This window comes from Pseudorhodoplanes sp., assembly GCA_032027085.1.
GTDB lineage: Bacteria > Pseudomonadota > Alphaproteobacteria > Rhizobiales > Xanthobacteraceae > Pseudorhodoplanes.
This window is the reverse complement of the sequence record JAVSMS010000001.1, coordinates 2,351,803-2,376,480: the sequence shown is the minus strand read 5'-3', so window position 1 is coordinate 2,376,480 and position 24,678 is coordinate 2,351,803. Positions and strand designations below refer to the sequence as shown.

Annotated in this window: 20 protein-coding genes; 5 read left to right on the top strand and 15 right to left on the bottom strand. The window is 61.5% G+C overall.

The window, feature by feature from the left end:
* Positions 1 to 40: 40 nt before the first annotated feature.
* The gene (locus RO009_11475) at positions 41 to 1,219 is read left to right on the top strand and encodes a hypothetical protein (protein MDT3685650.1); all 1,179 of its coding nucleotides are present in this window, start codon (positions 41 to 43) and stop codon (positions 1,217 to 1,219) included.
* 1 nt (position 1,220) lies between these two features.
* On the opposite strand, the gene RO009_11470 is transcribed toward RO009_11475, so the two are convergent.
* From RO009_11470 to RO009_11420, 11 genes are all read right to left on the bottom strand, one after another.
* Positions 1,221 to 1,688: a hypothetical protein gene (locus tag RO009_11470; protein MDT3685649.1), complete on the bottom strand. Its 468-nt coding sequence runs from the start codon at positions 1,686 to 1,688 to the stop codon at positions 1,221 to 1,223.
* A gap of 60 nt (positions 1,689 to 1,748) precedes the next feature.
* Entirely contained in the window at positions 1,749 to 3,212 is a 1,464-nt protein-coding gene (gene cysG, locus RO009_11465; protein MDT3685648.1) for a siroheme synthase CysG, read from the bottom strand.
* Entirely contained in the window at positions 3,187 to 5,910 is a 2,724-nt protein-coding gene (locus RO009_11460) for a molybdopterin-dependent oxidoreductase (protein MDT3685647.1), read from the bottom strand. Before RO009_11460 ends, cysG begins: the two co-directional genes overlap by 26 nt.
* Before the next feature lie 4 nt (positions 5,911 to 5,914).
* Positions 5,915 to 7,534: a sulfite reductase subunit alpha gene (locus tag RO009_11455; protein MDT3685646.1), complete on the bottom strand. Its 1,620-nt coding sequence runs from the start codon at positions 7,532 to 7,534 to the stop codon at positions 5,915 to 5,917.
* The gene (locus RO009_11450) at positions 7,531 to 9,291 is read right to left on the bottom strand and encodes a NirA family protein (GenBank protein MDT3685645.1); all 1,761 of its coding nucleotides are present in this window, start codon (positions 9,289 to 9,291) and stop codon (positions 7,531 to 7,533) included. Before RO009_11450 ends, RO009_11455 begins: the two co-directional genes overlap by 4 nt.
* Position 9,292: 1 nt before the next feature.
* Positions 9,293 to 10,507, bottom strand: coding sequence for an FAD-dependent oxidoreductase (locus RO009_11445; GenBank protein MDT3685644.1), 1,215 nt, complete (start codon positions 10,505 to 10,507; stop codon positions 9,293 to 9,295).
* A gap of 117 nt (positions 10,508 to 10,624) precedes the next feature.
* Complete coding sequence (locus tag RO009_11440; GenBank protein MDT3685643.1) at positions 10,625 to 11,419, bottom strand: ABC transporter ATP-binding protein; 795 nt, start codon at positions 11,417 to 11,419, stop codon at positions 10,625 to 10,627.
* A 7-nt stretch (positions 11,420 to 11,426) separates the two neighbouring features.
* Complete coding sequence (gene ntrB / locus RO009_11435; protein ID MDT3685642.1) at positions 11,427 to 12,326, bottom strand: nitrate ABC transporter permease; 900 nt, start codon at positions 12,324 to 12,326, stop codon at positions 11,427 to 11,429.
* A 55-nt stretch (positions 12,327 to 12,381) separates the two neighbouring features.
* Positions 12,382 to 13,704, bottom strand: a complete 1,323-nt coding sequence (locus RO009_11430; GenBank protein ID MDT3685641.1) for a CmpA/NrtA family ABC transporter substrate-binding protein — start codon at positions 13,702 to 13,704, stop codon at positions 12,382 to 12,384.
* 361 nt (positions 13,705 to 14,065) lie between these two features.
* Positions 14,066 to 15,235 (bottom strand): CmpA/NrtA family ABC transporter substrate-binding protein, encoded by a 1,170-nt coding sequence (locus RO009_11425; protein ID MDT3685640.1) that lies wholly within the window; start codon positions 15,233 to 15,235, stop codon positions 14,066 to 14,068.
* Positions 15,232 to 15,816, bottom strand: coding sequence for an ANTAR domain-containing protein (locus RO009_11420; protein MDT3685639.1), 585 nt, complete (start codon positions 15,814 to 15,816; stop codon positions 15,232 to 15,234). Before RO009_11420 ends, RO009_11425 begins: the two co-directional genes overlap by 4 nt.
* A gap of 247 nt (positions 15,817 to 16,063) precedes the next feature.
* On the opposite strand from RO009_11420, the gene RO009_11415 reads away from it, so the two are divergent.
* Complete coding sequence (locus tag RO009_11415; protein MDT3685638.1) at positions 16,064 to 17,248, top strand: M24 family metallopeptidase; 1,185 nt, start codon at positions 16,064 to 16,066, stop codon at positions 17,246 to 17,248.
* A gap of 34 nt (positions 17,249 to 17,282) precedes the next feature.
* The gene (locus RO009_11410; GenBank protein ID MDT3685637.1) at positions 17,283 to 18,227 is read left to right on the top strand and encodes a 2-hydroxyacid dehydrogenase; all 945 of its coding nucleotides are present in this window, start codon (positions 17,283 to 17,285) and stop codon (positions 18,225 to 18,227) included.
* Positions 18,228 to 18,344: 117 nt separating this feature from the next.
* On the opposite strand, the gene RO009_11405 is transcribed toward RO009_11410, so the two are convergent.
* Complete coding sequence (locus tag RO009_11405) at positions 18,345 to 19,451, bottom strand: LLM class flavin-dependent oxidoreductase (GenBank protein ID MDT3685636.1); 1,107 nt, start codon at positions 19,449 to 19,451, stop codon at positions 18,345 to 18,347.
* A 90-nt stretch (positions 19,452 to 19,541) separates the two neighbouring features.
* Between RO009_11405 and RO009_11400 the strand changes: the two genes are divergently transcribed.
* Positions 19,542 to 20,519 carry a LysR family transcriptional regulator gene (locus tag RO009_11400; GenBank protein MDT3685635.1) on the top strand — a complete coding sequence of 326 codons (978 nt, stop codon included), beginning with the start codon at positions 19,542 to 19,544 and terminating at the stop codon, positions 20,517 to 20,519.
* A gap of 9 nt (positions 20,520 to 20,528) precedes the next feature.
* Here the strand turns inward: RO009_11400 and maiA are convergent, their stop codons facing one another.
* Genes maiA through RO009_11385 form a run of 3 tightly spaced genes read right to left on the bottom strand, consistent with a single transcriptional unit; the run spans position 20,529 to position 22,563 of the window.
* Complete coding sequence (maiA, locus tag RO009_11395; GenBank protein ID MDT3685634.1) at positions 20,529 to 21,179, bottom strand: maleylacetoacetate isomerase; 651 nt, start codon at positions 21,177 to 21,179, stop codon at positions 20,529 to 20,531.
* A 29-nt stretch (positions 21,180 to 21,208) separates the two neighbouring features.
* Positions 21,209 to 21,652, bottom strand: a complete 444-nt coding sequence (locus tag RO009_11390) for a heme-binding protein (protein MDT3685633.1) — start codon at positions 21,650 to 21,652, stop codon at positions 21,209 to 21,211.
* A 26-nt stretch (positions 21,653 to 21,678) separates the two neighbouring features.
* Positions 21,679 to 22,563: an NAD(P)-dependent oxidoreductase gene (locus RO009_11385; protein ID MDT3685632.1), complete on the bottom strand. Its 885-nt coding sequence runs from the start codon at positions 22,561 to 22,563 to the stop codon at positions 21,679 to 21,681.
* A 199-nt stretch (positions 22,564 to 22,762) separates the two neighbouring features.
* Here RO009_11385 and RO009_11380 point away from each other — a divergent pair, with 199 nt between their 5' ends.
* Positions 22,763 to 24,631 carry a CocE/NonD family hydrolase gene (locus RO009_11380; GenBank protein MDT3685631.1) on the top strand — a complete coding sequence of 623 codons (1,869 nt, stop codon included), beginning with the start codon at positions 22,763 to 22,765 and terminating at the stop codon, positions 24,629 to 24,631.
* The last annotated feature ends 47 nt before the right edge of the window (positions 24,632 to 24,678 follow it).

Genomic DNA, 24,678 nt, shown 5'->3' with positions numbered 1-24,678 from the left:
GTTGAAATGGTTGTAGGGCACAGGTGTGAAGATATTTGCAATGATGCGGCCCGTCCGCACCATGCTGGTTTACCTGTGCGCGACAACGGCGATCTGTCTTTCCGCCGCGACCGCGCACGCTGATCGGCCGGGCTCGACGCCCGCGCTCGACGGCCTCTATCAGCAAGTCCTGAAGCGTCCCGCCGATCCGGATTTGAACATCCGCTTCGCCCAGCTCGCGGAAGAAAGCGGGCAGTTGCGCTGGGCACTGGCCGCTTATGAGCGCGTGCTGCTGAACGATCCCAACAATGTGGAAGCGCAGCGCGGGTTGCAGCGCATTCGCCGCGTCCTGCAGCCAAGTGTCACGCTGGTGACCGCGTCTCTGGGCACCGCCTACGAATCCAATCCCACATATTATCTGCCGGGCAAAAGCGAGATGCAGCTTCTTGGCTCGCTCGACCTGCGCGACGAGCGCAACATCAACGGCACGCGCTGGCGCACCTCGGCGCTCGCCGCCGGGCAGATTCATGCGCGCGAGAGCGAACTGAATTATGGCGTGGCCGGTCTCGACACCGGACCGATCATCGATCTGACGCCGGCACTTTCGCTGCATCCGACGCTCGGGGGCGCCGTCGCAACCTTCGACAAGCATTATTATTACAGCGAAGCGGCCGTCGGCGCTCTCTTCGAGGGAAATCTGGAAGGCGCCTATCGCGCGCTGCAATTGCGCCTCGCCTATCGCTCGCACGGCGACTTCTTTCCGTCTGGCGAAGGCTTCTATGCCGAAGCGCGCGGTCGCTTCGCCTTTCCGAAGGTGTTTGGTGACGGAAGTGTTGCCTTGTTCTCGCCCTGGCTGCGCTGGAGTGACATCAACGGCACCGCGCTCACCAACATCCTGACCGAGATCCAACCCGGCGCTTACTGGGAATATGGCGGCAAGATTGAAGGCTACAAGACGCTGGCGCCCTGGCTCATTGTCGGCGGCAATCTTGCCGTCAGCCATCGCGACTATCGCAGGGATTTCGTCGGTACCAGCACGACCAAACGCGACGATACGACCTGGGCGCCCGGCGCAACCATGCTGTTTCCGAACCTGTTCGCGGCGCTGACCGATCTGCGCTTTGATTACCGCTATATCTCGAACCACTCCAACGATCCGACCAAGGAATTTGACGATCACATCGTCTCGGCGACGGTGGTGAAACGGTTCGATCCGACGCTGTGGGGACTGCCAAAATAACTCAGGCGCGTGCGGCCCGCAGGCTGGCCCTGACGCGCCCCCGTCCGCGGCCGGATGGCAGGCGCGCAAAATCGCCACGTAGGGCTTTCAGCGCCTGGCGCTCCTGCTCAATTTCGTAGGAGGTGCGAAAGCCCAGTTGCCTGAAAACAGGCAGGGGCGGACACCAGCCTTGAATGGCATGCTGCAGCAGAAAGCCCGAAATGACTGCCGGCAACGCCAGCCAGCGTCGATTCTGGGATTGGCCGGCGATCGCCAGCGCAATCAGGCCGGCGATCGCGGCATTGGATTCGAGTGCGCGCTCGACATCCCATTCCCGCTCGAGCTCACGTAGGCGTCGATCGATCTGATCCTGATTTTGATCGAAATGGCGGATGCGCTGTTCGGTGGTGCGCTGGATGCGCGCGTTAACGGATTTCGCGGTTTGCTTCGGAACCCGGCGTTTTGTGCTTGGCATGCGATCCTCCTGCACGAAAAGGAACGCAGACGGCAGCAGAAAGTTCGGGCTCTGAGGCGCCTGCGGCTGTCGCAGTCAGGGCAAGGCCAAGGTGCCATTTTGATCGGCCGCGGCATCCCGATAGCGGGCGAGGACGCGACCGATCAACACCAGTAGCGGGCCCGGCGGTTTTTCCCCGGCAAGCCGCGCCGACATATCGCCTAGCGTGCCCACAATCACCTGCTCATCCGGCCGTGTCGCGCGCGAAATGGCGACCACCGGCGCCGTGACATCGAGCCCCTGCGCCATCGCCTTCTCGACCAACTGTGGGAAAGTGCGTGTCGGCATGTAGATCGCGGTCGTGGTCGACGGGTCCGCAATGCTCGCCCAGTCGAGATCATCCGGCAACGCGCCGTCATGCGCATGGCCGGTTACGTATTGAATGCGCCGCCCCTGCCCGCGATGAGTCAGCGACACGCCGAGCGAAGCCGCCGCGCCCTGCGCCGCGGTGATCCCAGGCACGACATCGACAGCGATGCCGGCCTTGCGGCAAGCTGCGATTTCCTCACCGGCGCGGCCGAAAATCATCGGATCGCCGCCCTTCAGGCGAACCACGCGTTTCCCACCGCGCGCAAGTCCGATCATCGTCGCGTTGATATCGTCCTGCTTGCAGGAGGGGCCATAGCCGCTTTTGCCCACCAGCATCTTCTTGGCTTCCCGGCGGGCAAAATCCAGAATGTCGGCCGACACCAGATCGTCGAACAGAATCACATCGGCCGATTGCAGCGCACGCACCGCGCGCAATGTAAGCAATTCCGGATCGCCGGGTCCCGCGCCGACCAGCGTGACCGAACCCTGCTCAACCTTGTCACCAAGACCTCTCACATCCGACAGCAGACGGGCGAAGTCTGCTTCGCGCGGCTCGTAGCCTGGATTGGAAACGGCGAAGCCGGTGAACATCTGCCAGAAACGACGGCGGCCACTCGACGACAGATTGGAAGCCTGCACATATGTCCTCCAGGTCTGTGCCGCCTTTGCCCACGAGGCGAAGCCGGAAGGCAGCATCGCTTCGATCTTGGCACGCACCGCCTGCCCGAAAACCGGTGCTGCACCGTCGGTCGAGATCCCGACGACCAGCGGCGAGCGGTTGACGATGGCGCCGAAGGCGAAGTCGCAGAAATCCGGCTTGTCGATCACGTTGACCGGCACGCCCGCGCGGCGCGCCATTCTGGTGAAACGATCTGCCGTTTCATCGCAGTCGCAGGCACCGATGGCCATCGCCGCGCCGGCAAGGTCGTCGGGCAGGCAATCGCGGCGATGGATGACGATTGGCCCGCACGGCGGATCGAGAACAAGTTCCGTCATCTCGGATGACGGGTCCCGCGTAAAAACATCGACATGCGCGCCGGTCGCTGACAGCAGTTCAGCCTTCCATGCCGCCGAGGCGCTGCCGCCTGCCACAACGACGCGCCTTCCGTCGAGCGCATAGAAGACGGGAAGTCGCGCAAGACGGCCCATGCGCGAAGACGCCTGATCAGACGGTTGCCGGCGCTCGGTCATCTTGCTGCTCGTTCAACGTTAGCTGCGTCAATTCCTGCGCGACGATCTTCCTCAGTTCAGGCAGGCAGGACCCGCAATTGGTGCCGGCGCGCAAGGCCTTGCCGATATCGACCACGTCGCAAGCTTCGCCCGACATCACGGCGGTGCGGATAGCATTCAGCGGCACGCCGAAACAGGCGCAGATGAGCGGGCCCGCCGCGGCAAGCCCCTCGGCGGATTTGCCGGACAGGAGAAGACGGCGTTGCTGCTCGTCCAGGTCTTCGCTTTCAAACAACGCCTTCACCGCGTCCCATGGCAGTACGGCCTCAGCCGGCGCGATAAACAGGCAGGTCTGCAACCGTCCATCCCTGAATGCCGCCGCGCGGTAGGTGTGGCGCCGCGTGTCACTGTATTCGGCAATGTCGCCATGCATCGAAAATTGCTGCGCCGCCCATTCGCGCCATGCTTCGCCGGTCTCATTGCTGGCGACGAGATAGCCGCACCCGCCGTGGAGCGCGACACGCGACCACCATGTGCCTGCGGGCAGCGCCAGCGCGCCTTTCGCCAGTACAAAGCCGCGCAGTCTGTAGGGATGAGGCGCGATGGCGACGGGTGTCGCCTTCGCCTCCGGCTGACCCGAATACGGGTCGGTCGCCGGCATGACGAGCTCCCCGACGCGCGCACATGACGCGGTTTCATCGTTCCAGTGAATCGGCACGAAGACGGAGCCAGGCTGCTGCCCGTCATTCAGCATGACCTTGAGAATGCTGGTACCGAAGCGCGACGTGATGCGCGCAAAACCGTCGTGTCTCAGATCATATTTTTTGGCGTCTTCGGGATGCACTTCGACATAGGGTTCCGGCAGATGGCTGCCGAGCCGCGGGCTCAGGCCCGTGCGAGTCATGGTATGCCATTGGTCGCGAACACGACCGGTATTAAGGCGCAGCGGGAATCGCTTGCTCGTGTCTTCTTTAAGTGCGGGATTTTCCGGGGCAATGAACCGCGCCTTGCGGTCGGCCGTGTAGAAGCCGCCCTGCGCAAAGAAGCGCGTCTCCCCGGTGCTGCGGATGCGCTGCGGCCATTGCACCGGATCGAGCCGGTCGTATTCGTTGTTGTCGATATCGGCGAGTGCGCCGAGATCGAAATCGCGCGTGCCGCCATTCTCCAACGCCGACAATGCGGCGTGTTCGCGGAAAATATCGGCGGCGCTCGTGTAAGCGAACGCATCGCCGAAACCCATGCGGCGCGCGACTTCGCTGATGATCCACCAGTCAGGCTTCGCCTCGCCCGGCAAAGGAAGAAAGCCGCGCTGGCGTGAGATGCGGCGCTCGGAATTTGTGACGGTGCCATCCTTCTCGGCCCAGGCGGCAGCGGGAAGAAGAAGATGAGCACCCGAGGATATCGTGTCATTCGCGAGAACATTCTCGCTCACGATCAGAGCATCGAGGTTTCTAAGAGCATTACAAACCTTGCCGGCATCCGGGAGCGACACCGCCGGATTTGTCGCCATCACCCACAAGGCCTTGATCTTGCCAGTGGAAATCGCCTCGAACATCTGCACGGCCTTCAGCCCCTCGCGCTGAGCCATGTTCGCAGCGTTCCAGAACCGTCCCACCCGCTCGATCTCCGGCGGCGTGAAATTCATGTGTGCGGCCAACTGGTTGGCAAGGCCACCGACCTCGCGCCCGCCCATCGCATTGGGCTGCCCGGTCAGCGAAAACGGCCCCATTCCCGGCCTGCCGATGCGGCCTGTCGCCAGGTGACAATTGAGAATTGCATTAACTTTATCAGTGCCTTGCGCGGACTGGTTCACACCCTGCGAGTAGCAGGTGACGACTTTCTCCGTGTCGGCAAACAGTGCAAAAAACTGCGCGAGATCGTGCTCGGAAATTCCGGTCAGGTTGCTAACAACTTGAAGGCTCGGCGCAATTTCGCTTGCCCGGGCGAGCGCCGCGTCGAAGCCTTCGGTATGCGCAGCGATGTAGGCGCTATCGAGCTTGTTGTTCTCGGCAAGAAAAACCAGCAGCGCGCTGAACAGAACCGTGTCCATCCCCGGCTTTATCGGCAGGAATAGGTCGGATTCCTCGGCTGTTCCCGTCTTCCTGGGATCGATGACGACGATCTTCGCGCCTCTTCCGCGCTTATTACCAACCATTCTCTGAAACAGAATTGGATGACACCAGGCGGCATTCGACCCGACCAGAACAATGAGGTCGGCCTGATCGAGATCGGAATAGGTGCCAGGGACGGTGTCGGCACCGAAGGCGCGCCGATGTCCCGCTACCGATGACGCCATGCACAGCCGCGAATTCGTATCGACATTCGATGAGCCGAGGAATCCCTTCATCAGTTTATTGGCGACGTAGTAATCCTCAGTAAGCAGTTGCCCTGAGAGATAGAACGCCACCGCCTCGGGTCCGTGATTGTGGATGATGCCGAGGAATTTGCCGGCGACCTGATCGAGCGCGCTGTCCCACGAAATGCGGGCGAATGACCCGTCCTCGCTGCGCTGCATCGGATGCAACAACCGCGTTTCAAGTCCGAGTGTTTCGCCGAGCGCCGAACCTTTCGAGCACAGCCTACCGAAGTTCGCCGGATGTGCGGGGTCGCCGGAGATCGTAGCGCCGCCACGACCGTCCGGCGACGCCAGCACGCCGCAGCCGACGCCGCAATAGGGGCAGGTCGTACGAATGCTTGGATGTGGCGGGGGCATGTCCATGGCGTCAATAGACGTCCATCTGCAACCGGCCTTTTTTCTTGAGGTCGGCGACAAAGGCGATCGCTTCGTCGGTCGTGCGCGCGCCGAATTGTGCGACGATGTCGACGAGCGCGAGCTCGACATCCTTCGCCATGCGCTTGGCGTCGCCGCAGACATAGAAATGTGCGCCGTCGGCAAGCCACGACCACAAATCGCGGCCAACCTCACGCATGCGGTCCTGCACATAGAATTTCTGGTCCCCGTCGCGCGACCACGCCAACGACAGCCGGGTCAGCACGCCTGCCGTCTTCATCGCGTTGAGTTCATCCTCGTAGAAGAAGTCATAGTCGCGCTTCTGATGGCCGAAGAAGAGCCAGTTCGGGCCTTTCGCCTTCGTCGCCATGCGTTCGTGGAGGAAGGCGCGGAAGGGGGCGACTCCGGTGCCAGGCCCGACCATGATGACAGGAGTGCCAGGATCAGCCGGCAATCCGAAGGCATGCGCCTTCTGCACATAGACGCGCAGTTTCTGTCCCGGCTGGATGCGATCCGCGAGGAACGTGGAAGCAACGCCCAACCGCAGACGGTCCGCGATCTTGTAGCGCACGGAGTCGACAGTGAGAGAAACCCGGCCGGGATTGCTCTTCAGCGAGGAGGAGATCGAGTAAAGCCGCGGCTGCAGCGGCTCCAGCGATTCCACGAACGCCTCCGGATCGGGCTGGACACCCTTGAACTTCTGCAAGGCCGCGAGAACGTCGAGCGTCGCCGCGTCGCCGTCGGGATCTTCGCCGGCCGCCAGCGCCTTGGCCTTCTGCCGCCGCTCACCGCCGGTGATATAGGAAATGAGCTGGAACAATCCGTCCGGCGCCGGCGACAGTGAAACATCGTTGGTCAGGACGTGCTGCAGGGTCTTTCCGACAACCGGCGTATTGGCGGATGCACCGATCGCCGCAATCACCGCATTGACAAGTCCAGCATCATTGAGCGGGAAAACGCCAAACGAGTCCCCGACCGCATAATCCAGCCCGCATTCGGTGAGGTCGAATTCGAGATGCCAGGTTTCCTTCTCAGAACCCGGCTTGTTCAGGCGGGTGCGTGAGACGAATGTCGCCAAAGCCGGATTGTCGCGCGAGCGGCCAAGATCACCGTTGGACACAGGCGCGTATTCCGCTGCGGACTTGGCAATGGCAGGCGCCGCCGAGGTCTTGCCCAGTTCCTCATAGAGCGACTTCAGCATACGGGCGGTATCCTTGCCGCCCGGGACACAGAGATTCAGCCGCTCCTCTTCTTTCTGAAAGAGCTTGTTGGCGTAGTCCTCGCAATTGTAGCCGCACTGGCCGCAATCCTGCTGCGCCATCGCCGCCATCATGCGACGGCGTAGCGGACGGCCTTCCGCCATCTTCATGCGCTCGGCCATCGGCAATGTCTGGTCGTGCCACGGCGCCTCGCCGTCGTCGCCGTCCTCGAGCGGGCCCTTGGCCTCGGACAGGACGGCGGCGTTCTGTTCTGGGGACAGAGCGGTTACGCCTGCGCCATCGAGCGAGACAAGACCGGCGAAAAAGCCGTTCAGCCAGGAGCGTTGTTCCGGCGTGAACGGAGCGGTTTCGGGAACGAGATTGATGATCGGCGGAGCTACGGCTTCGGTCATTCCACCGCCTCCGCATTGAACATCGTCTTCAGCGCATCAATCTCATGCCGGCGCGAGAAGGCCAGGAATGTGTCGTCCGGCGAGGCACGGTGCGCGAGATAGCCCTTGAGCATTTTCTCAACGACCTTGGGCGCAGTCTCCGCCGTCACGTCGCGATAAATCTCGCGCGCCATCCCGGCATCCGGACCAAAGCCGCCGCCAATGTGAATGTGATAGCCATCGACCGTATCGCCCTCCTCCGATACGGGCACGCGTGCGCCAATCAGCCCGATATCGCCGATGTAATGCTGCGCGCAGGAATGATGGCAGCCGGTAAGATGGATGTTGACTGGACTGTCGATCTGCACACGCTTTTCGCACCAGCGCGCGATCTCGTCTGCGTTCTCTTTGGTGTGGGCGGCGGCGAAGCGGCAACCGGTGGCGCCGGTGCAGGCGACAAGACCGGCGCGGATGGATGTTGCCTTGGTCGACAGGCCAAGCGCCTCAATGTCCGCTTCGACCTGCGCAATCTTCGCGGTTGACACACCGGAGATAAGCAAATTCTGCCAGACCGTGAGCCGGATATCGCCGTCGCCGCACTCGCGCGCAATCTTTGCTATGCCGCGCATCTGCTCGACCGTCATCCTGCCGAGCGGAAGCACCACGCCGGCCCAGTGCAAACCAATCTGCTTCTGCGGATGTACGCCGATATGCGCCAGGCGATCGAAAGCGGGGCGTTCGGCCAAAGCCTCCGGCGCGATGCGTAACAGTTTGCGACCCAGTTTCTCCTCAACCGCAGCAAGGAATTTGTCGAAACCCCAGGCGTCAAGCACGTATTTCAGCCGCGCCTTGTTGCGATTGGTGCGGTCGCCATGCTCGATGAAGACACGGACGATGGCGTCGGAAATCGCGGTCGCCTCGTTCGGCTTGAGAATGACGCCGGTGTCGCGGGCAAAATCCTTGTGGCCGGTAATGCCGCCCAGCATCAGCCGAAAATAGATACCGGGTTCGACATCAAATCCCGACCTCACCTCGACGGCCTGAAAACCGATGTCGTTGGTATCCTCCAGAACCGCGATCTTGCCGGCGCCATCAAAGGCGACATTGAACTTGCGCGGCAGACCATAGAGCGCCCGTTCGTTCAGGATGTGGAAATGCCAATCCCGCGCATAGGGCCGCGTATCGAGCAGTTCCTGCGGATCGATCCCGGCCGTTGGCGTACCGGTGACATTGCGGATATTGTCAGCGCCGGAGCCGCGCGAGCACAGGCCGAGATCCTGGATCGCCTCGACCACATTGACCGCATTCTTTGGCTCGATTTCGCGCAGTTGCAGGTTGGCGCGCGTGGTCACGTGCGAATAAGGACCGGCATATTTCTCCGCGACCCCGGCCAGCCCTGCGAATTGCCAATGCGAGAGAATGCCGTTGGCGATGCGCAGCCGGCACATATACGAAGACTGCGCCGGCGCGACATAGAACAGCCCGTAGTACCGCCATCGGAAATTGTCGGCGGGTTTCGGCGCCTCGTTCTTCTCAGCCTGTTCCTTCAGCTTGCTATAGGCGTCGAAGGGATGCAGCTCGCGTTTGACTTTTTCCTGATCGTTGAGCTTGCCGCCGGCCGTCGTGGTGCGGTCCTGCGCCTTGATGTGGATGGCGTCGGGGCCAATCGGTTCGCCGTCGCCGGTCGGCTTGACGCCACGCGCGCCGCGCGCGGCGCTGAGACCGGATACGTAACCTTCCAGGTAACGCTTCTGATCGGGTGTAAAATCGCCGGACATGTCAGGCTGCCATCCGTTCGACCAGTGCACGTCCGAAAATCAGATCGTCGCGAAATTCATCAATCGGCGCGCCGTTCCTGATCAGGTCCAGATACCACGGGCCGTCCACGGTATCGCCGAACAGTACCGCCCCCGCCAGCTTCCCATCGGCGAGCACCAGCTTCTTGTAGGTGCGCAAGCCCGGATCGGTGAAGGTGAGGCATTCGCTGCCGGCGGCGCCGATGAAATCACCGGCCGAGAAGACATGCACGCCGGTGACCTTGAGATTGATCGCAGTCTGAAGCGGTCGGAAGACTGCATCTTCGCCGGCAAGCGTTTTCGCAGCGACCGCCGCCATGTCGTAAAGCGGCGCGACGAAGCCGTAACAGATGCTGTTGTGCTCAACGCATTCCCCGATGGCAAGGATGTCCGGATCGGACGTCAGCATGCGGTCATCGACGACAATGCCGCGTTCCACATGCAGCCTTGCATCCGTCGCGATCCGCGTTTCGGGACGGACGCCCGCGGCCATGACCACCAGATCGGCCGGGTAGATCGTCCCATCGTCGAGCAGCACCGCTTCGGCGCGCTTGTGACCCAGAATGGCCGTCGTTTGCGCGCGGCAATGAATCCTGATGCCGCGCCCCTCCAGTTCCTTCTGCAGCAGGGAGCCGGACGCGGGATCGAGCTGTAATTCCATCAAGTGGCCCATGAGATGCAGCACCACCACATCCATGCCGCGCATCCGAAGCGCCGCGGCCGCCTCCAGTCCCAGCAGGCCGCCGCCAATGATCACGGCCTTACCGCCAGGCTTTTCGGCAACCGCGATCATGGCGTTGACGTCATCGAGATCGCGGAAGGCGACCACTCCCTGCAATTCCTTGCCAGCGACCGGGATGATGAAAGGCGCCGAGCCGGTTGCGATCACCAGCTTGTCGTAAGGGGTCTCGCCGTTCCTGGAGCGCACCACCTTGGCGGTACGGTCGATCCGCGTCACCGTTTCGCCGAACCGGCACTTTACATTGTGCGCGACATACCAATCGGCGTCGTGGGTGACGATATGCTCATAGGTCGTCTCGCCCGCCAGAACGGGCGAGAGCATGATGCGGTTGTAGTTGCCACGTTGCTCCGCGCCAAAAAGTATCACGTCGTAAGCACCGGGCGCGGCGGCGAACAGATGTTCGAGCATCCGTCCCGATGCCATTCCACTTCCGATAACAACCAGCCGTTCACTCATTGCAGGGTCCCTGGACCTCGGGTGTTGATGCTGTCCCCGCAGCGTTGCGGTCCATGGTTCGCCGCGCCGTTGCGGCGATAATCTGTCCTCTCGCGCCGGAGCGGGAGACGCCGATCGCTACGCCGCCTCCACGTAGCGATGCCGCTCGTAGAGGAATTCCAGCACGCGCTGGCGGCATTTCAGATAGATCGGGTTTGCTGCCATCTCGAGCCGCTTGCGCGGGCGCGGCAGCGAAACCTCAAGCACTTCGCCGATCTGCGCGGACGGACCGTTGGTCATCATCACGATGCGATCCGAGAGCAGCACCGCCTCGTCGACGTCGTGGGTGATCATCAGTACGGTGTTGCCGAGCTTCTGCTGCAACGCCATCACCGAATCCTGCAGATGCGCGCGGGTGAGCGCGTCGAGCGCGCCGAACGGCTCGTCCAGCAGCAGCACCTTCGGCTCCATCGCCAGCGCGCGGGCGATGCCGACACGCTGCTTCATGCCGCCGGAAATTTCCGCAGGACGCCTGTCTTTGGCGTGTCCCATCTGCACCAGATCGAGATTGTGCATGGTCCAGCCATGACGCTCGTCGCGAGACTTCACGCCGGAAAATACCTTGTCCACCGCGAGCCGCACATTGTCGTAGACGGTGAGCCAGGGGAGCAGCGAGTGATTCTGGAACACCACGGCGCGGTCGGGGCCGGGCGAGTTCACTTCACGCTCTTCCAGCAGCACGCCGCCCCGTGTCGCCGCGGTAAGGCCGGCGACGATGTTCAGCAGCGTGGACTTACCGCAGCCGGAATGTCCGATAATCGAGACATACTCGCCCTTCTCGACGGTGAGGGTGATGTCCTTGAGCACTTCGGTCGTGGCGGCGCCGCGCCTGAAGACCTTATCGACGTGATCTATCTTGAGATAAGCGGTCATCAGTACCTCAATTGGCTGCGGTGCCGCGCGTGACGATTGTAGCGACGAAGGCGACAATGCGATCGAGGGTGAAGCCGACCAGCCCGATATAGACGAGCGCGATCACGATGTCGGAGAGGCGCGAGGAGTTCCAGGCATCCCAGATGAAGAAGCCGATGCCGACGCCGCCGGTGAGCATCTCGGCGGCGACGATCGCGAGCCAGGACAGGCCGATGCCGATGCGCAGGCCCGTGAAGATGTAGGGCGCCGCCGACGGAACCATGATCCTGGTGAAGAATTCGAGATGGTTCAGCCGCAGCACCGCAGCGACGTTACGGTAGTCTTGCGGGATGTTGCGGATGCCGACCGCGGTATTGATGATGATCGGCCAGACCGAGGTGATGAAGATCACGAAAATCGCGGAGGGTTGGCTGTCGCGGAAGGCCGCCAGCGAGATCGGCAGCCAGGCGAGCGGCGAGATCGTGCGCAGCACCTGAAAGATCGGATCAAGGCCGCGCATCGCCCAGACCGACTGTCCAATAATGGTGCCCAGAGCGATCCCGATCAGGGCGGCGAAGCCATAGCCGATCGCCACGCGCTGCAGAGAGGTGAGAACGCGCCAGCCGAGACCAATGTCCTGCGGCCCGGCGACGAAGAAGGGATCGACGATCAGATCGTATGCTTCAGCCCAGATCTTGGTGGGCGACGGCAGGGTCGCGCCCGGCTTCATACAGAGAATCTGCCAGAGCGTGAGGATGAGCAGCAGCATCACCAGCGGCGGCAGCACGTTCGCCGCGAGCGAACCGAGCGCTGGAAGTACTCTGGTCTTGAGATAACTTGGCTTCGCGGGATCGAGCCGAAAAATCTCCGCCAAGGCGGGCGCCGCGACGGCGGCTTCCGGTTCGGACTTGAGCAACGGCATGTTCATCGCATTTCTCTCCGTCGGAATCGGACGAGGCGGCGCATGCCGCCACGTAGCGGGTTCACACTTCCACGCGCTTGATGGAGAGGCTCTTCAGATAGCCTTGCGGATCAGCGGGATCGAAAATCTTGCCGTCGAAGAAGGTTTCCTTGCCGCGCGACGTCGATGACGGAATGTCTGCCGCGGCGACGCCGAGAGATTTCGCGGCATCGCGCCAGAGGTCCTCGCGATTGACCTTGTTCACGAGCGCATTGATGTCGGTGTCGGCCTCGAACTTGCCCCAGCGGATATCCTCGGTGACGAACCAGGCGTCGTGGCTCTTGAACGGGTAGGACGCGTGGTCCTGCCAGAACTTCATGAATTGCTTGGTGCCCTTCTCGACGCGGCCGTTGCCGTAATTGATGTCGCCCTTGGCGCGGCCGACGATGTCGGGCACGGGGACGTTGAACCATTGCCGCTTGCCGACGATGGCCGACATCTCTTCCTTGTTCTCCATCTTGTCGCACCATTGCTGCGCTTCCTGCACGGCCATCAGCAGCGCCGTGGCCGCGTTCGGATATTTGTCGACCCACTCGGCGCGCATGCCGAGCGCCTTTTCCGGATGCTTGAACCAGAGCTCGCCGGTGGTGCAGGCAGTGAAGCCGATATTCTGGTTGACGAGCTGTTCGTTCCACGGCTCGCCGACGCAGAAGGCGTCCATGTTGCCGACTTTCATGTTCGCCACCATCTGCGGCGGGGGCACAACGATGGTGGACACGTCCTTGTCGGGATCGACGCCGCCGGCCGCGATCCAGTAGCGGAGCCACAGATCGTGGGTGCCGCCGGGGAAGGTCATCGCGATCTTCACTTCCTTGCCCGCGGCCTTCTTCTTGGCAAAGGCGGCCTTGAGCGCGGAGGCGTCGGCGGTGACTTTCAAATCCTTGTATTCATTCGCGACCGAGATCGCCTGCGCATCGAGATTGAGCCGCGCCAAGATGTACATCGGCGTCGGCACGTTGTTCTGCGTCACCTTGCCGGCCGAGATCAGGTAGGGCATCGGCGTGAGAATATGCGCGCCGTCGATGCCGTTTTTCTCCCCGCCGAGAACGATGTTGTCGCGCGTCGCGCCCCAAGACGCCTGCTTGGCGACTTCCACGTCCGGCATGCCGTATTTCGCGAAGATGCCCTTCTCCTTCGCGATGACGAGGGGCGATGCATCCATCAGCGCGATGTAACCGAGGATCGCCTTTTTCACCTCCGGGCCGGCCGCTTCGGCGATGTGCACACCGAAGGGGAACTGGCTGCCGACCGCGCTCAGCAGCGCGGCGGTCCCTGCACTCGATTTCAGAAATGTGCGACGGGTGAGGCCGCGGCGCTGCGGCATTCCCTTGATGGGGTCGGTCATCTGAACTGGTCGTCCTTTCAGCGTTGATGGACTTTTGAAGCCCGCCTGTTGCATCCCTACCCGGCACGAAAAAACCGCAGCCCGAGCGCACGCTCGCAAAGAGCGTTCCCCCAGACAGCGGCGTTGCTGTTGGCCCTTCGTTGGACCTGCGACGGCCCTCCACGGACCGCCGGTTTCACCTTCCCTCTTTCAAGCTTTGTGCCAGTCCAGATGGAGAGGAAATTCTCTGAATTTTCAATTGGTTACAACTAATGCCCAGAAAAAAGGCAGCAAACTAATGCTGCGCAATTTTGCAGCACCTTGGGCAGCTGCCAAAGGATTGTGCAACGCAATATGAAAATGGGATCCCGGAAAATCCCGGTCAGCGCGCCGGGATCGACCAGCTGGCGAGATGCCCCGCGATGTCCCTGGGATCGAAAGCCGGACCGGAAAAGGCTCCAATCCCGTCGGCCGGCTCGCCTGCCGGCATCGGCGGCGCACCAAGCGCCTTGTCGTGAATGTCCGGCCGGAACACGGCCTGCGCCTGCGCAAGCAGCTTTCCGTCAAGCGGCGCCTGCTTCCAGCGCACCATCTGCGCGTAAAGCCATGCGGCCTGCGCAGGATCGGGCCGAGCGGCATTGGCACGGCCGACCAGGAGGTAGCGATCGCTCGCGCGCACGTCGCCGTCCGGCGACACCTTCAGCTTGCCAGCGAGAGTTCGCATGATGACTTCGGCTTTCACGCCGAGCCGGTCTGGCGCGGCGAGGATGGCGGCCGTCTCCGCATGATTATCCGGATTCCCGACAAAGACCGCTGCCTTGCCCTGTGCCCGCACCAGCCTGATCAGGAGATCAGGATTGTCTTGCGCCCAGCGTTCGCGCACAGCCAGCACCTTTTCCGCGGCGCGCGCGAAAATTTCCGACGCGAAATGCAGGATATGTCCGACGCCAAGATCGACCGCCACCGAATTCCAGGGAGCGCCGACGCAGAAGGCATCGACATGCTTCTTTGCGAGACTCTCCACCATGTAGGGCGGCGGCAGCACGACCAGGCACACGTCCTCGTCCGGATTGACGCCGCCGGCGGCCATCCAGAACCGCAATTGATAATTGTGCGTGGAGAACGGGAACGTCATCCCAAAAGTCAAAGGATCGCGGCGTTGCGCGCGGCGCTCTCTTACGACGCGTGCGAGTGCCCTGGCGGATATCATCGGATCGCTCAGATCGCCGTCAGCCGATGTTTTCAAGTCGGCGAACAATTCCGGCGAAACCGTAATGGCATTGCCGTTTAGGCCAAGATTGAAGGGTGCAAGAATTGGCACGCGCACATGACCAAGACCCAGGCTCGATGCGATGGCCACAGGCGCCAGCAAATGCGCCGCGTCAAACAGGCCGATGTTGAGCTTGTCGCGCACGTTTGACCACGATACCTCGCGCTTCAGCTCGATCTCCAGCCCTTCTCCCGCGGCAAGTCCCTTGTCAACGGCGACAATCAGCGCGGCAGCATCGACCAGCGGAATGAACCCGATACACAGCCTCGGATCTTCGCTCATTTGAACATCTCCGATGCCGTGATGACCGATTGCGCGATTTCGGCGATCTTCTTTTTCTCGTTCATCGCTGTCTTGCGGAGGAGCGCGTAAGCTTCATCCTCCGTCAGATTTTTAGCCTTCATGAGGATGCCCTTGGCGCGGTCAATCACCTTGCGCTCCTCCAGCGCAATCTTGGCTTGGTCGAGTTCCGATTGGAGTCGCGAAAAAGCGTTGAACCGCGAAATGCACAGATCCAGAATATTCTTCACCCGTTCCTTCATGAGCCCGCCGACGATATAGGCCGAAACTCCGGCGTCGACGGATGCCTGGATTGATGCAGTGTCACTCTGATCGACAAACATGGCGATCGGCCGTTTCACGACACGGCTGACCTGAAACATCTGCTCGAGTACGTCGCGGCTCGGATTCTCGAGATCGATGATGATCACATCGGGATCGATCGCATAGATGCGAGCGAGCAGATTGGTCACCTCCTCGATGCGCGTGACCTGAGTATACCCGGCCTCGCGCAGCCCTTCCTCGATGATGGCGGAACGGACCGGGCTCTCATCGACAATGACAATTTTCAGAAGGAGATCCATGCCCGGTGAACCGATCCGTGTCGCTCGTGCGCCCGAAATTAAACTCGACCCCAGGCCGGACTGCACCACAACGTCCGCCTGATTACCTCGCGGAAGCGGTCTGGACCGCCGGCAACCCTTGCGGTGTTTATTGCCTATCGCGCAGATAACCGCAATGCGGTACGCCTGCGCTCTTGCGTCTCAGTAGACAGGGTGAAAATGTACGGCCGCAAAAGCCCCCGGGACAATCACCGACACAAGGCCGATAATGAACGAGCGCGTCGTCAATCCGATCTCTACCGCCGAACTAAAACGCCGATGGGAGGCGGTGCGTCGCGGGATGAAGGATCGCAAGATCGACGCGCTGGTCATGCAGAACAACAATGATTGGCTGGGCGGCTACGTGAAGTGGTTCACCGATTTTCCCGCCTATAATGGATATCCGCGCACGGTCATCTTCCACGCCGCCGACCACATGACCGTGGTCGACATGGGACCGCAGGGCGCACGCCGCAAGCTGGACGGACAGCATGACATTCATCGCGGCGTTGGCGATATATTGTGCACACCATCCTTCACCTCGATTGCCTACACATTCGGCTATCAGGCCGAACTGGCGCTCGAGGAATTGAAGCTCCGCAATTACAAGACTATCGGCTGGCTCGGGGCCGGCGCGATCCCGCATCAATTCGTCAAGCAGATCGAAGCCGGCCTTTCAGGCACGACATTCGTCGATGCAACGGAATGGGTGGACGCCATCAAAGCAGTGAAGAGCGCCGAGGAAATCGCTCTGATCCGCAAATGCGCGGAGATGCAGGACGAGATTTTCGCCCGCGTACTGAAAAAGGTAAAGCCCGGCATGCGGGACAACGACATCACCGCCCTTGCCCAATATGAAGGCCGAGTGCTTGGCAGCGAGCAAGGCCTGTTTCTCGGCTCCACGGCTCCGCTTGGCCAGAGATCGGATTTCGTCGACCGCTACATGCAGGGCCGCACCCTCAAGCAGGGCGATTATTTTTCGCTGCTGATTGAGAATAGCGGACCCGGCGGCATGTACACGGAGATTGCCCGCACCGTCGTGCTCGGCAAGGCATCCAATGAAATCATCGACGGCTTCGAGACCGTGAAGGAAGCGCAGGCGCATACGCTCAAGATGATCAAGCCCGGCGCATCCTGCCGCGACATTGCCGTCGCGCATGACGAGTTCATGCAGGCGCGCGGATTGCCGAAAGAGCTGCGGCTTTATTGTCATGGACAGGGATATGACCTGGTCGAGCGTCCACTGGTGCGCGCCGACGAAACCATGTCGCTTGCCGAAAACATGAATCTCGCCGTGCATCCCGGTTACGAGACCGACACACTCTTTGCCGTGATCTGCGACAATTATCTGGTGCAGGCCAACGGCGCGAGTGAATGCCTGCACAAGACACCGAAGCAGATTTTTGAAATCTGACGCTTCAGCCGCCACGGCAACAACGACTTAAGTCATGAAACCCGAAGTGCTTTATATCGGCTCGTTCCCCGAAGCGACGGTGCAATCGCTGCGCGAGAACTACACAATTCATCACTTCCGCACCCTGCCGGTACCGGCCGACGCATTTACGCCAGAAGCCGCCAGGCGTATCCGCGCCATCGCCACCGAGGCCAATCGCGGCGCCTCGCGCGAGATGATGGACCGGTTTCCGAATATCGAGATCATATCGGTGTTCGGCGTCGGCACCGACGCCGTCGATCTCAAGGCGGCGCGCGAAAAGAATATTCCCGTCACCAACACGCCCGACGTGATCGGTCCGGAAGTCGCCGATCTTGCCATCGGACTGATGCTCGCCTCCGCGCGACAGATCGTGATGGCCGACAAATATGTGCGTGACGGTGAATGGGTCGCGAAAGGCCCGATCAAGCTCGGCCGCAGCGTCGGTCGAAAAACCTGCGGCGTCATCGGACTCGGCGGCATCGGCCGTGCGATCGCCGATCGCGCGGCGGCGTTCCGCATGCGCGTGATCTATCAGGGGCCGCGCAAGAAGGCGGAGGCGCCTTATGAGTATATTGCCGATCCGGTCGAGCTGGCGCGGCAGAGCGACTATCTGATGGTGGCCTGCAAGGGCGGAGAGGAAACCCGCCACCTCGTGTCGAAGGCGGTGATCGAGGCGCTCGGACCGCAAGGCACCCTGATCAATGTCGCGCGCGGCAGCGTGGTCGACGAGCCGGCGATGATCGAGGCACTGAAGACCGGCAAGCTCGGCTATGCGGCGCTCGACGTTTTCGACAACGAACCGAACATCTCAGAGGACTTGCTGGCGCTGCCGAACGTCATCGTGCAGCCGCATCATGGCACCGGCACGATGGAGACGCGAACGGAAATCGGCCAGGTGATGCTGGACAACCTGGCGGCGCATTTTGCCGGAAAGACGTTGATCAATCGGATCAGCTAGATTTGTCCTTCGGGGCGCTGCGAAGAACCGCGGAAATCCAGCCGCGCCGCCTTGCGTCTGTTCTGGGTTTTCCGGATCGCGTCTTTGGCACGTACCGGAATGACCGCAAATGGCTTTCTACTCCGCCGCCTTCTGCGATCCGCCGATCGCCGCATTCACCTTCGGCATCACCTTTTCCGCCAGAAGCTGCATCGACCGCTTGCCGAGCGTGGGGTCAAGCCAGTCCTTGCCGGCGTAGAGCAATGTACCGAAATCGCCGACCGTCTCGCGGAAGGCGAGAAGATCATCGGCCACCTTATCGGGCGAGCCGTAAATGATCAGCGCGTCGCAGACGCTGTCCAGCGTCACCTCGTCGTCGGGCTGGTCGCGCCGCGTCTTGAACAATTCAATGCGACCATTCGCCTTCAGCTTGGTGAAAAGCTGCTTGTAATAATAGCGGTAGGGCGAATTCGGCGCCGTCGCGTAATCGCGCGCGGTGTTGTCATCATCGGCGACGAAGATGCTCTTGGCGACGCGCCAATTGGCGGGATCGGCTGGCCGGCCCGCGCGCTCGCAGCCCTCGGCATATTTCGGCCAATGGCTCTTCACCCAGGACGGCATCAGGAAGTTGGCCGAGATCGGATCCCAGCCGCGGGCGGCGGCTTCGGTGACGCCCTTGGAGAATGGCGCAACCGCCGTGACCACGATGGGCGGATGCGGGCGCTGCAAAGGCTTGGGTAAATATCCCTGGCCGAGTTCGGGCATGAACTGCTTCTCGACGCTGATATTCCAGTATTTGCCCTTGAGGTTGTAAGGCGGCTCGCTCTCCCAGATCTGCAGCACCTGGTTGATCGCCTCCAGAAACATCTCGTTGCGGTTGGCGTCGAGATTGCCGAACACCTCCGCATCCGAGAGCAAGCCGCCCGGGCTGATGCCGAAGATGAAACGGCCATCCAGCAGATGGTCGAGCATCGCGATCTGCGCCGCGACGGCGGCAGGATGGCTGTTCGGCATGTTGATCGTGCCGGTGCCCAACTTCATGGTCTTCACGGCATCGACCAATGTGGCGATGAACATCGCACACGAGGTGATGTTCTCGGCCCTGTCGGTCGCATGCTCGCCGGCATAACCCTCCACGAAGCCGAGCTGATCAGCCAGCACGAAAGCCTCCCGGTCCTCGCGCAAGGATTGCCGCCAGTCCTTGTCGAGCGGGTGGATCGGCATGGTGAAAAAACCAAGTTTCATTAACGGGCTCCAGCGACTTTGAAACGAACTTAGCTGCTGACACTTCGCATTCGAAATAATATGCTTTGACCTTCTCTATAAGGTTTGCTGATGCAGCACCGGCCGACTCTTCGCCAGATTCAAGCCGTGATCGCCGTCTGCGAGGAAGGGTCCTTCACCCGCGCCGCGGAGCGGGAGCATGCAACCCAATCCGGGATTTCGCAGCATGTCTCCGCGGTGGAACGCGCGCTCGGCGTCGCGTTGTTCGACCGCTCTGCCACCGGCGTGCGGCCGACCCCGGCCGGACTGCGCTATTACCGGCGCTGCGTGGATGCCGTCGGGATGCTGGAGAATGCCGAGGAGGATATCCGCTCCCTCGCCGGCCTCGTGACCGGCGAACTGCGCATCGGCCTGATGCCGACTTTCACCCGCGCGGCCCTGGCGCCGACGCTCGAGTATTTTGTTCCCGCTTTTCCGGATGTGAATCTGCACATCTTCGAGGGTTACAGCGGCGTATTGACCGACAAGGTGCTCGCCGATGAGCTCGACTTTGCCATCGTCCCGGCCTTCGAGGGACGCATCGGCCTGAAATCGCGGCTTCTGCTGCGCGACCGCGAGGTCTTGATTTCCGGGCCGAACAGCAAATTCACGCCGCTCGCGCCGATACGCCTCTCCGAATGCGCGCCGCTCAAATTTGTCGTGCCCGGTCCGGAAAATGTGCGCCGGCGTAATCTGGAAATCTATTTCCAGACGCACGGCGTCGCGATCGAGCGCATGATCGAAATGGACGCCATGATCGGCACGCTGGAATTCGTGGCCCGCACCGACTGGGTCACCATGTTGCCGGGGCTGATCTGCGCGAACGACCTGCACAAGCGCGAGCTGATCATCAGCCCGGTCATCGATCCCCCGCTCTACGCAGAATTCATCCTGATCACGCCGGCCCGCCGCACGCTGAGCACGGCGGCGCGGCATTTTCTTGAACGCTTCGAAGCCGATCTCGGCGCCATCGAGGGCGCGCTGACCGCTGAACTCAGCGTGGCTGGAATTGGCGCTGCACGCAAACACAGCAGCGGCGGAAAGCGATAGCGGGCGACATCAGGCGCTTTGCGGGGCGCCCGGCTGTTTCAGCGGATGCGCGCGGGCGAAGGCGTCGTTCTGCATGCAGGTGTCGACGATGCGGCGCACGGTCGGATAAGGCGCGAGGTCGAGCTTGAAGAAGTTTGCGCCGGTGGCGTGACTGACCAAACAGATATCCGCGACGGTAATGGCGTCGCCCTGACAATAGCGCCCCGTCTCCGGGTTGTCGGCGAGATTCATTTCCAGCGCCTTCAGCGCCTCGCCCAGCCAGTGATGAATCCACCTGTTGCGCGCCGTCTCGTCAACTTTTAGTTCATGTTCCAGATATTCGCGCACCCGCGGCACGATCAGCGGATGCGCATCGCAAGCGACAATCATCGCCAACGCCCGAGCGCGCGCACGTGCCCGCGGCTCCGCTGGCAGAAGTCGCGGATGCGGATGCGTCTCGTCCAGATATTCGATGATGGCAAGTGACTGGAACAGGGGCGGCCCTTCGCCATCGATCAACGCCGGCAGCAGCATCTGCGGGTTCACTTTCCGGAATACCTCTTCCCGCTGCCGGCCCTGCATCAGATTGACGTCGACGACGTCGGCGCTCAGCCCCTTGAGATTGAGCGCAATGCGGACGCGGAAACTCGCAAGGGATCGCCAGAACGAGAAGAACTGCATGCTCGCCCCTTTTGCCGGCCGGACTGGCTTTAACTCTTAGAACCCCCGGGATCAGCTTTCAGTCCCGCCGCCGCGATGCCCGCGACCGCGCATTTCTCGTCATTGTCTGACGTATCGCCGGAAATACCAACGGCGCCGATAATGTCACCGGCACCGTTGCGAATGAGTACGCCGCCCGGATTGGTGACGACGCGCCCGCCGCTCGCCGCCGCTAGCGTGGTGAAGAACATCGGCGTCTTCTCGGCGCGCTCGAACAAGGTGCGCGAGCCGAAGCCCATGCCGAGCGCACCCCACGCCTTACCGAATGCAATGTCGAAGCGCATGATGCCCGATTTGTCCTCACGCTTGAATGCAACGAGGTGTCCGCCAGCATCAAGCACGGCGACCGACAGCGGCGCGAAATTTGCTTCGCGCGCCTGTTTCAGGGCGACATCAACTATCTTGCTTGCTTGCGCGAGCGTCAAACCAGACATGATTTCCCCCGCTTCAAATGAACAGACTATTTTCTGCGCTGCGACCAGTAGACCGCCTGGCTCGAACCGTCGCGTTGGCCCCAGCCGGCCTTGCTCGCCTCGTCGAAACAGGCGAGCGTACGCTCGATCAGCGGCAGTTCGATCCCGCGGGATTTCCCTTCCGCCAGCATCGTTCGCAGGTCCTTGCGTGCGTCATCAAGATTGAAGGTCGCTGCGCCCGACAGATCGCCGCCCAGCATCTTGGCCAATGCCGGTCCGCGATTCTTGATGGCATTGGTGCCACCCGACGTATCTGCCAGCAGATCCATCATGCGCGCGTGATCAAAACCGAGATGCCGGCTCACTGCCAGCGCTTCGCCCAGCGCCTGCCAGTAGATCACCAGGGGCAGATTGATGGTGAGTTTCATTGAGGAGCCGGCGCCAATCTCGCCGCAATGCTCTATGCGACGGCACAATTGCTCAAGGATCGGTTTGGCGCGCGCGAAGTCCTCGTTGCTGCCGCCCGCAAGACCAATCAGCTTGCCCTGTCGCGCCGGTCCCGTGGTGCCGCCAACCGGGCACTCGACAAAGGCCGCGCCCTTCGCGCGGACTTTCTCCGCCAAGGCCACTTCTGTATGAGGCTGCACCGTGCTCATTTCGATGAACAGCTTGCCGCGCACATCTCCGCTGAGAAGGCCGGATGGGCCGTGAAACACGGAGTCAATCGCCGCACTGTCCGTCAGAATGGTAATGATGACGTCCGACCGGCTTGCCAGTTCGGCCGGAGTTGAAGTCGCAACGGCTCCCTCCTTCACCAGAGGCTCAGTCTTGTTGGCGGTTCTGTTCCAGACCGTCACCTGATGCCCGACCTCGATCAGCCGGGACGCCATAGCCGCACCCATTTTGCCGAGGCCCGCTACTCCCACATTCATGAACTCTCCTCCTCGCAATGTCCCGGCAGTGCTTGCCGCTTCGCTAGGACATAAGCGTGCTAGGCAAAAGCCGCATTAGTAAAGCTAATGTCATCGCTCAAAGCATTTTATTTGCTGCATCCCCCGGTGAGGGCGCTAGGCTAGCAGCGACGAACGCCCAACGGTGCGAAAATAATGCGCCGGCGGCGGGAGGGAACGCGTGAGTTCGGTTCAGGACACCGACAGACCGGCCATCAGCCGGATCGGAGGCACGCATCAGCCGCGCAGCGAACCGCGCGACGGCATGCATATCGACTGGGATGTGCAGATCGAGATGGATGACGGACTTATTTTGCGCGCTGATGTTTTCCGCCCGCGCAAGCTCGGCCGTTATCCGGTCCTTCTGAGCTACGGTCCTTATGCAAAGGGGCTTGCATTTCAGGAAGGATATCCGAGCGCATGGCAGCGCATGATTGAACAACATCCCGACGTCGCCAGAGGCTCAAGCAACAAATACCAGAACTGGGAAGTGGTCGACCCGGAGAAATGGGTGCCGCACGATTATGCCTGCGTGCGCGTGGATTCACGCGGCTGCGGCTGTTCACCGGGTTACATTGACAACTTTTCACCTCGCGAAACAAATGACTTCTACAATTGTATCGAATGGGCCGGCGTCCAGCCCTGGTCGAACGGCAGGGTCGGGCTGAACGGCATTTCCTACTACGGGATCAACCAGTGGCACGTCGCCTCGCTGCAGCCGCCGCATCTTGCCGCCATGTGCATCTGGGAGGGCGCCGCCGACTGGTACCGAGATATGACGCATCATGGCGGCATTCTCTCGACATTCTGGGCCAACTGGTACGACATGCAGGTCAAGACCGTGCAATACGGCGTCGGCGAGCGCGGCAAACGCTCTCCCGTGCATGGCGAACTGGTCTGCGGCCCAAGACTCTTCTCGGAAAACCAGCTCGCGCAGAATCGCTGCAACTTCGGGGAGGAGATCCAAGCGCATCCGCTGGATGACGACTATCACAAGGCCCGCTCGCCGGTCTGGTCGAAGGTGAAGGTGCCCTTTCTGTCCGCTGCCAACTGGGGTGGCCAGGGCCTGCACCCGCGCGGCAATTTCGAGGGCTTCGTGCGCGCCGCTTCAAAGGAGAAGTGGCTGGAAGCGCACGGCATCGAGCACTGGACGCATTTTTATACCGACTATGGCCGCAATCTGCAGAAACGCTTCTTTGATCATTTCCTGCACGACAAGAAAAACGGCTGGGACCGGCAGCCGAAGGTGCTGCTGCAGGTCCGCCATATCGACCGTTTCGAGGAACGCGCCGAGCAGGAATGGCCGCTGAAGCGAACGAAATGGACGAAATTTTATCTGACCCCCGACGGTGGACTGAGCGAGAGGCGCGCAACTCAGGCAATAACGAGGAGCTTCGCCGCCATGGGGGAGGGCCTAACGTTTCTGAGCGCGCCATTGGAGACAGAAACGGAGATCACAGGTCCCTCCGCGCTCAAGCTCGTCGTGTCGTCTTCGACCAGAGACGCCGACATCTTTGCCGTCCTGCGGGTATTTTCGCCCGACATGAGGGAAGTCGTCTTCCAAGGCGCCATCGATCCGCACACGCCAGTGGCGCAGGGTTGGCTGCGCGCTTCGCACCGCAAGCTCGACCTGGCGCTGTCAAAACCCTACCGGCCCTTTCACACGCACGATGAGCCGCAGCCGCTGAGACCGGGCCTCCTGGTCGAGCTCGATATCGAGATCTGGCCGAGCTCGATCGTCATCCCCACAGGCTACCGTCTCGGCGTCACGATCCGTGGCAAGGACTACGAATATGGCGCCGCCAGCGGCGGCAAGCTTTCGAATTTCAAGAACGAGTTGAAAGGCTGCGGCCCATTTCTGCATGACGATCCCATGGACCGCCCCGCAAAGCTGTTCAGCGGAACGACCACCCTGCATTTCGAGAGCGGACGCGAACCTTTCATTCTGCTGCCGGTTATTCCGCCGCCGCAACGCAAGGCGGTGCCGGCACGTCAGAGCAGGATCAAGACAACCCGGAAGAAGAACGTGAAGGAGATGCGACGGACCTGAACGGCCGAGGCGACAATATCTGCTGAAAATATTCGGGCCGCTCAATC

What these genes read in the sequence shown, in the direction of transcription:
- maiA (MDT3685634.1), bottom strand. Translation starts at nt 21,179, where the DNA reads ATGCAGTTCTTCTCGTTCTGGCGATCCCTTGCGAGTTTCCGCGTCCGC.
- RO009_11455 (MDT3685646.1), bottom strand. Translation starts at nt 7,534, where the DNA reads ATGACCGAAGCCGTAGCTCCGCCGATCATCAATCTCGTTCCCGAAACC.
- RO009_11400 (MDT3685635.1), top strand. Translation starts at nt 19,542, where the DNA reads ATGCAGCACCGGCCGACTCTTCGCCAGATTCAAGCCGTGATCGCCGTC.
- RO009_11450 (MDT3685645.1), bottom strand. Translation starts at nt 9,291, where the DNA reads ATGTCCGGCGATTTTACACCCGATCAGAAGCGTTACCTGGAAGGTTAC.
- RO009_11410 (MDT3685637.1), top strand. Translation starts at nt 17,283, where the DNA reads ATGAAACCCGAAGTGCTTTATATCGGCTCGTTCCCCGAAGCGACGGTG.
- RO009_11385 (MDT3685632.1), bottom strand. Translation starts at nt 22,563, where the DNA reads ATGAATGTGGGAGTAGCGGGCCTCGGCAAAATGGGTGCGGCTATGGCG.
- RO009_11475 (MDT3685650.1), top strand. Translation starts at nt 41, where the DNA reads ATGATGCGGCCCGTCCGCACCATGCTGGTTTACCTGTGCGCGACAACG.
- RO009_11425 (MDT3685640.1), bottom strand. Translation starts at nt 15,235, where the DNA reads ATGAGCGAAGATCCGAGGCTGTGTATCGGGTTCATTCCGCTGGTCGAT.
- RO009_11415 (MDT3685638.1), top strand. Translation starts at nt 16,064, where the DNA reads ATGAACGAGCGCGTCGTCAATCCGATCTCTACCGCCGAACTAAAACGC.
- RO009_11430 (MDT3685641.1), bottom strand. Translation starts at nt 13,704, where the DNA reads ATGACCGACCCCATCAAGGGAATGCCGCAGCGCCGCGGCCTCACCCGT.
- RO009_11390 (MDT3685633.1), bottom strand. Translation starts at nt 21,652, where the DNA reads ATGTCTGGTTTGACGCTCGCGCAAGCAAGCAAGATAGTTGATGTCGCC.
- ntrB (MDT3685642.1), bottom strand. Translation starts at nt 12,326, where the DNA reads ATGAACATGCCGTTGCTCAAGTCCGAACCGGAAGCCGCCGTCGCGGCG.
- RO009_11420 (MDT3685639.1), bottom strand. Translation starts at nt 15,816, where the DNA reads ATGGATCTCCTTCTGAAAATTGTCATTGTCGATGAGAGCCCGGTCCGT.
- RO009_11445 (MDT3685644.1), bottom strand. Translation starts at nt 10,507, where the DNA reads ATGAGTGAACGGCTGGTTGTTATCGGAAGTGGAATGGCATCGGGACGG.
- RO009_11405 (MDT3685636.1), bottom strand. Translation starts at nt 19,451, where the DNA reads ATGAAACTTGGTTTTTTCACCATGCCGATCCACCCGCTCGACAAGGAC.
- cysG (MDT3685648.1), bottom strand. Translation starts at nt 3,212, where the DNA reads ATGACCGAGCGCCGGCAACCGTCTGATCAGGCGTCTTCGCGCATGGGC.
- RO009_11460 (MDT3685647.1), bottom strand. Translation starts at nt 5,910, where the DNA reads ATGGACATGCCCCCGCCACATCCAAGCATTCGTACGACCTGCCCCTAT.
- RO009_11440 (MDT3685643.1), bottom strand. Translation starts at nt 11,419, where the DNA reads ATGACCGCTTATCTCAAGATAGATCACGTCGATAAGGTCTTCAGGCGC.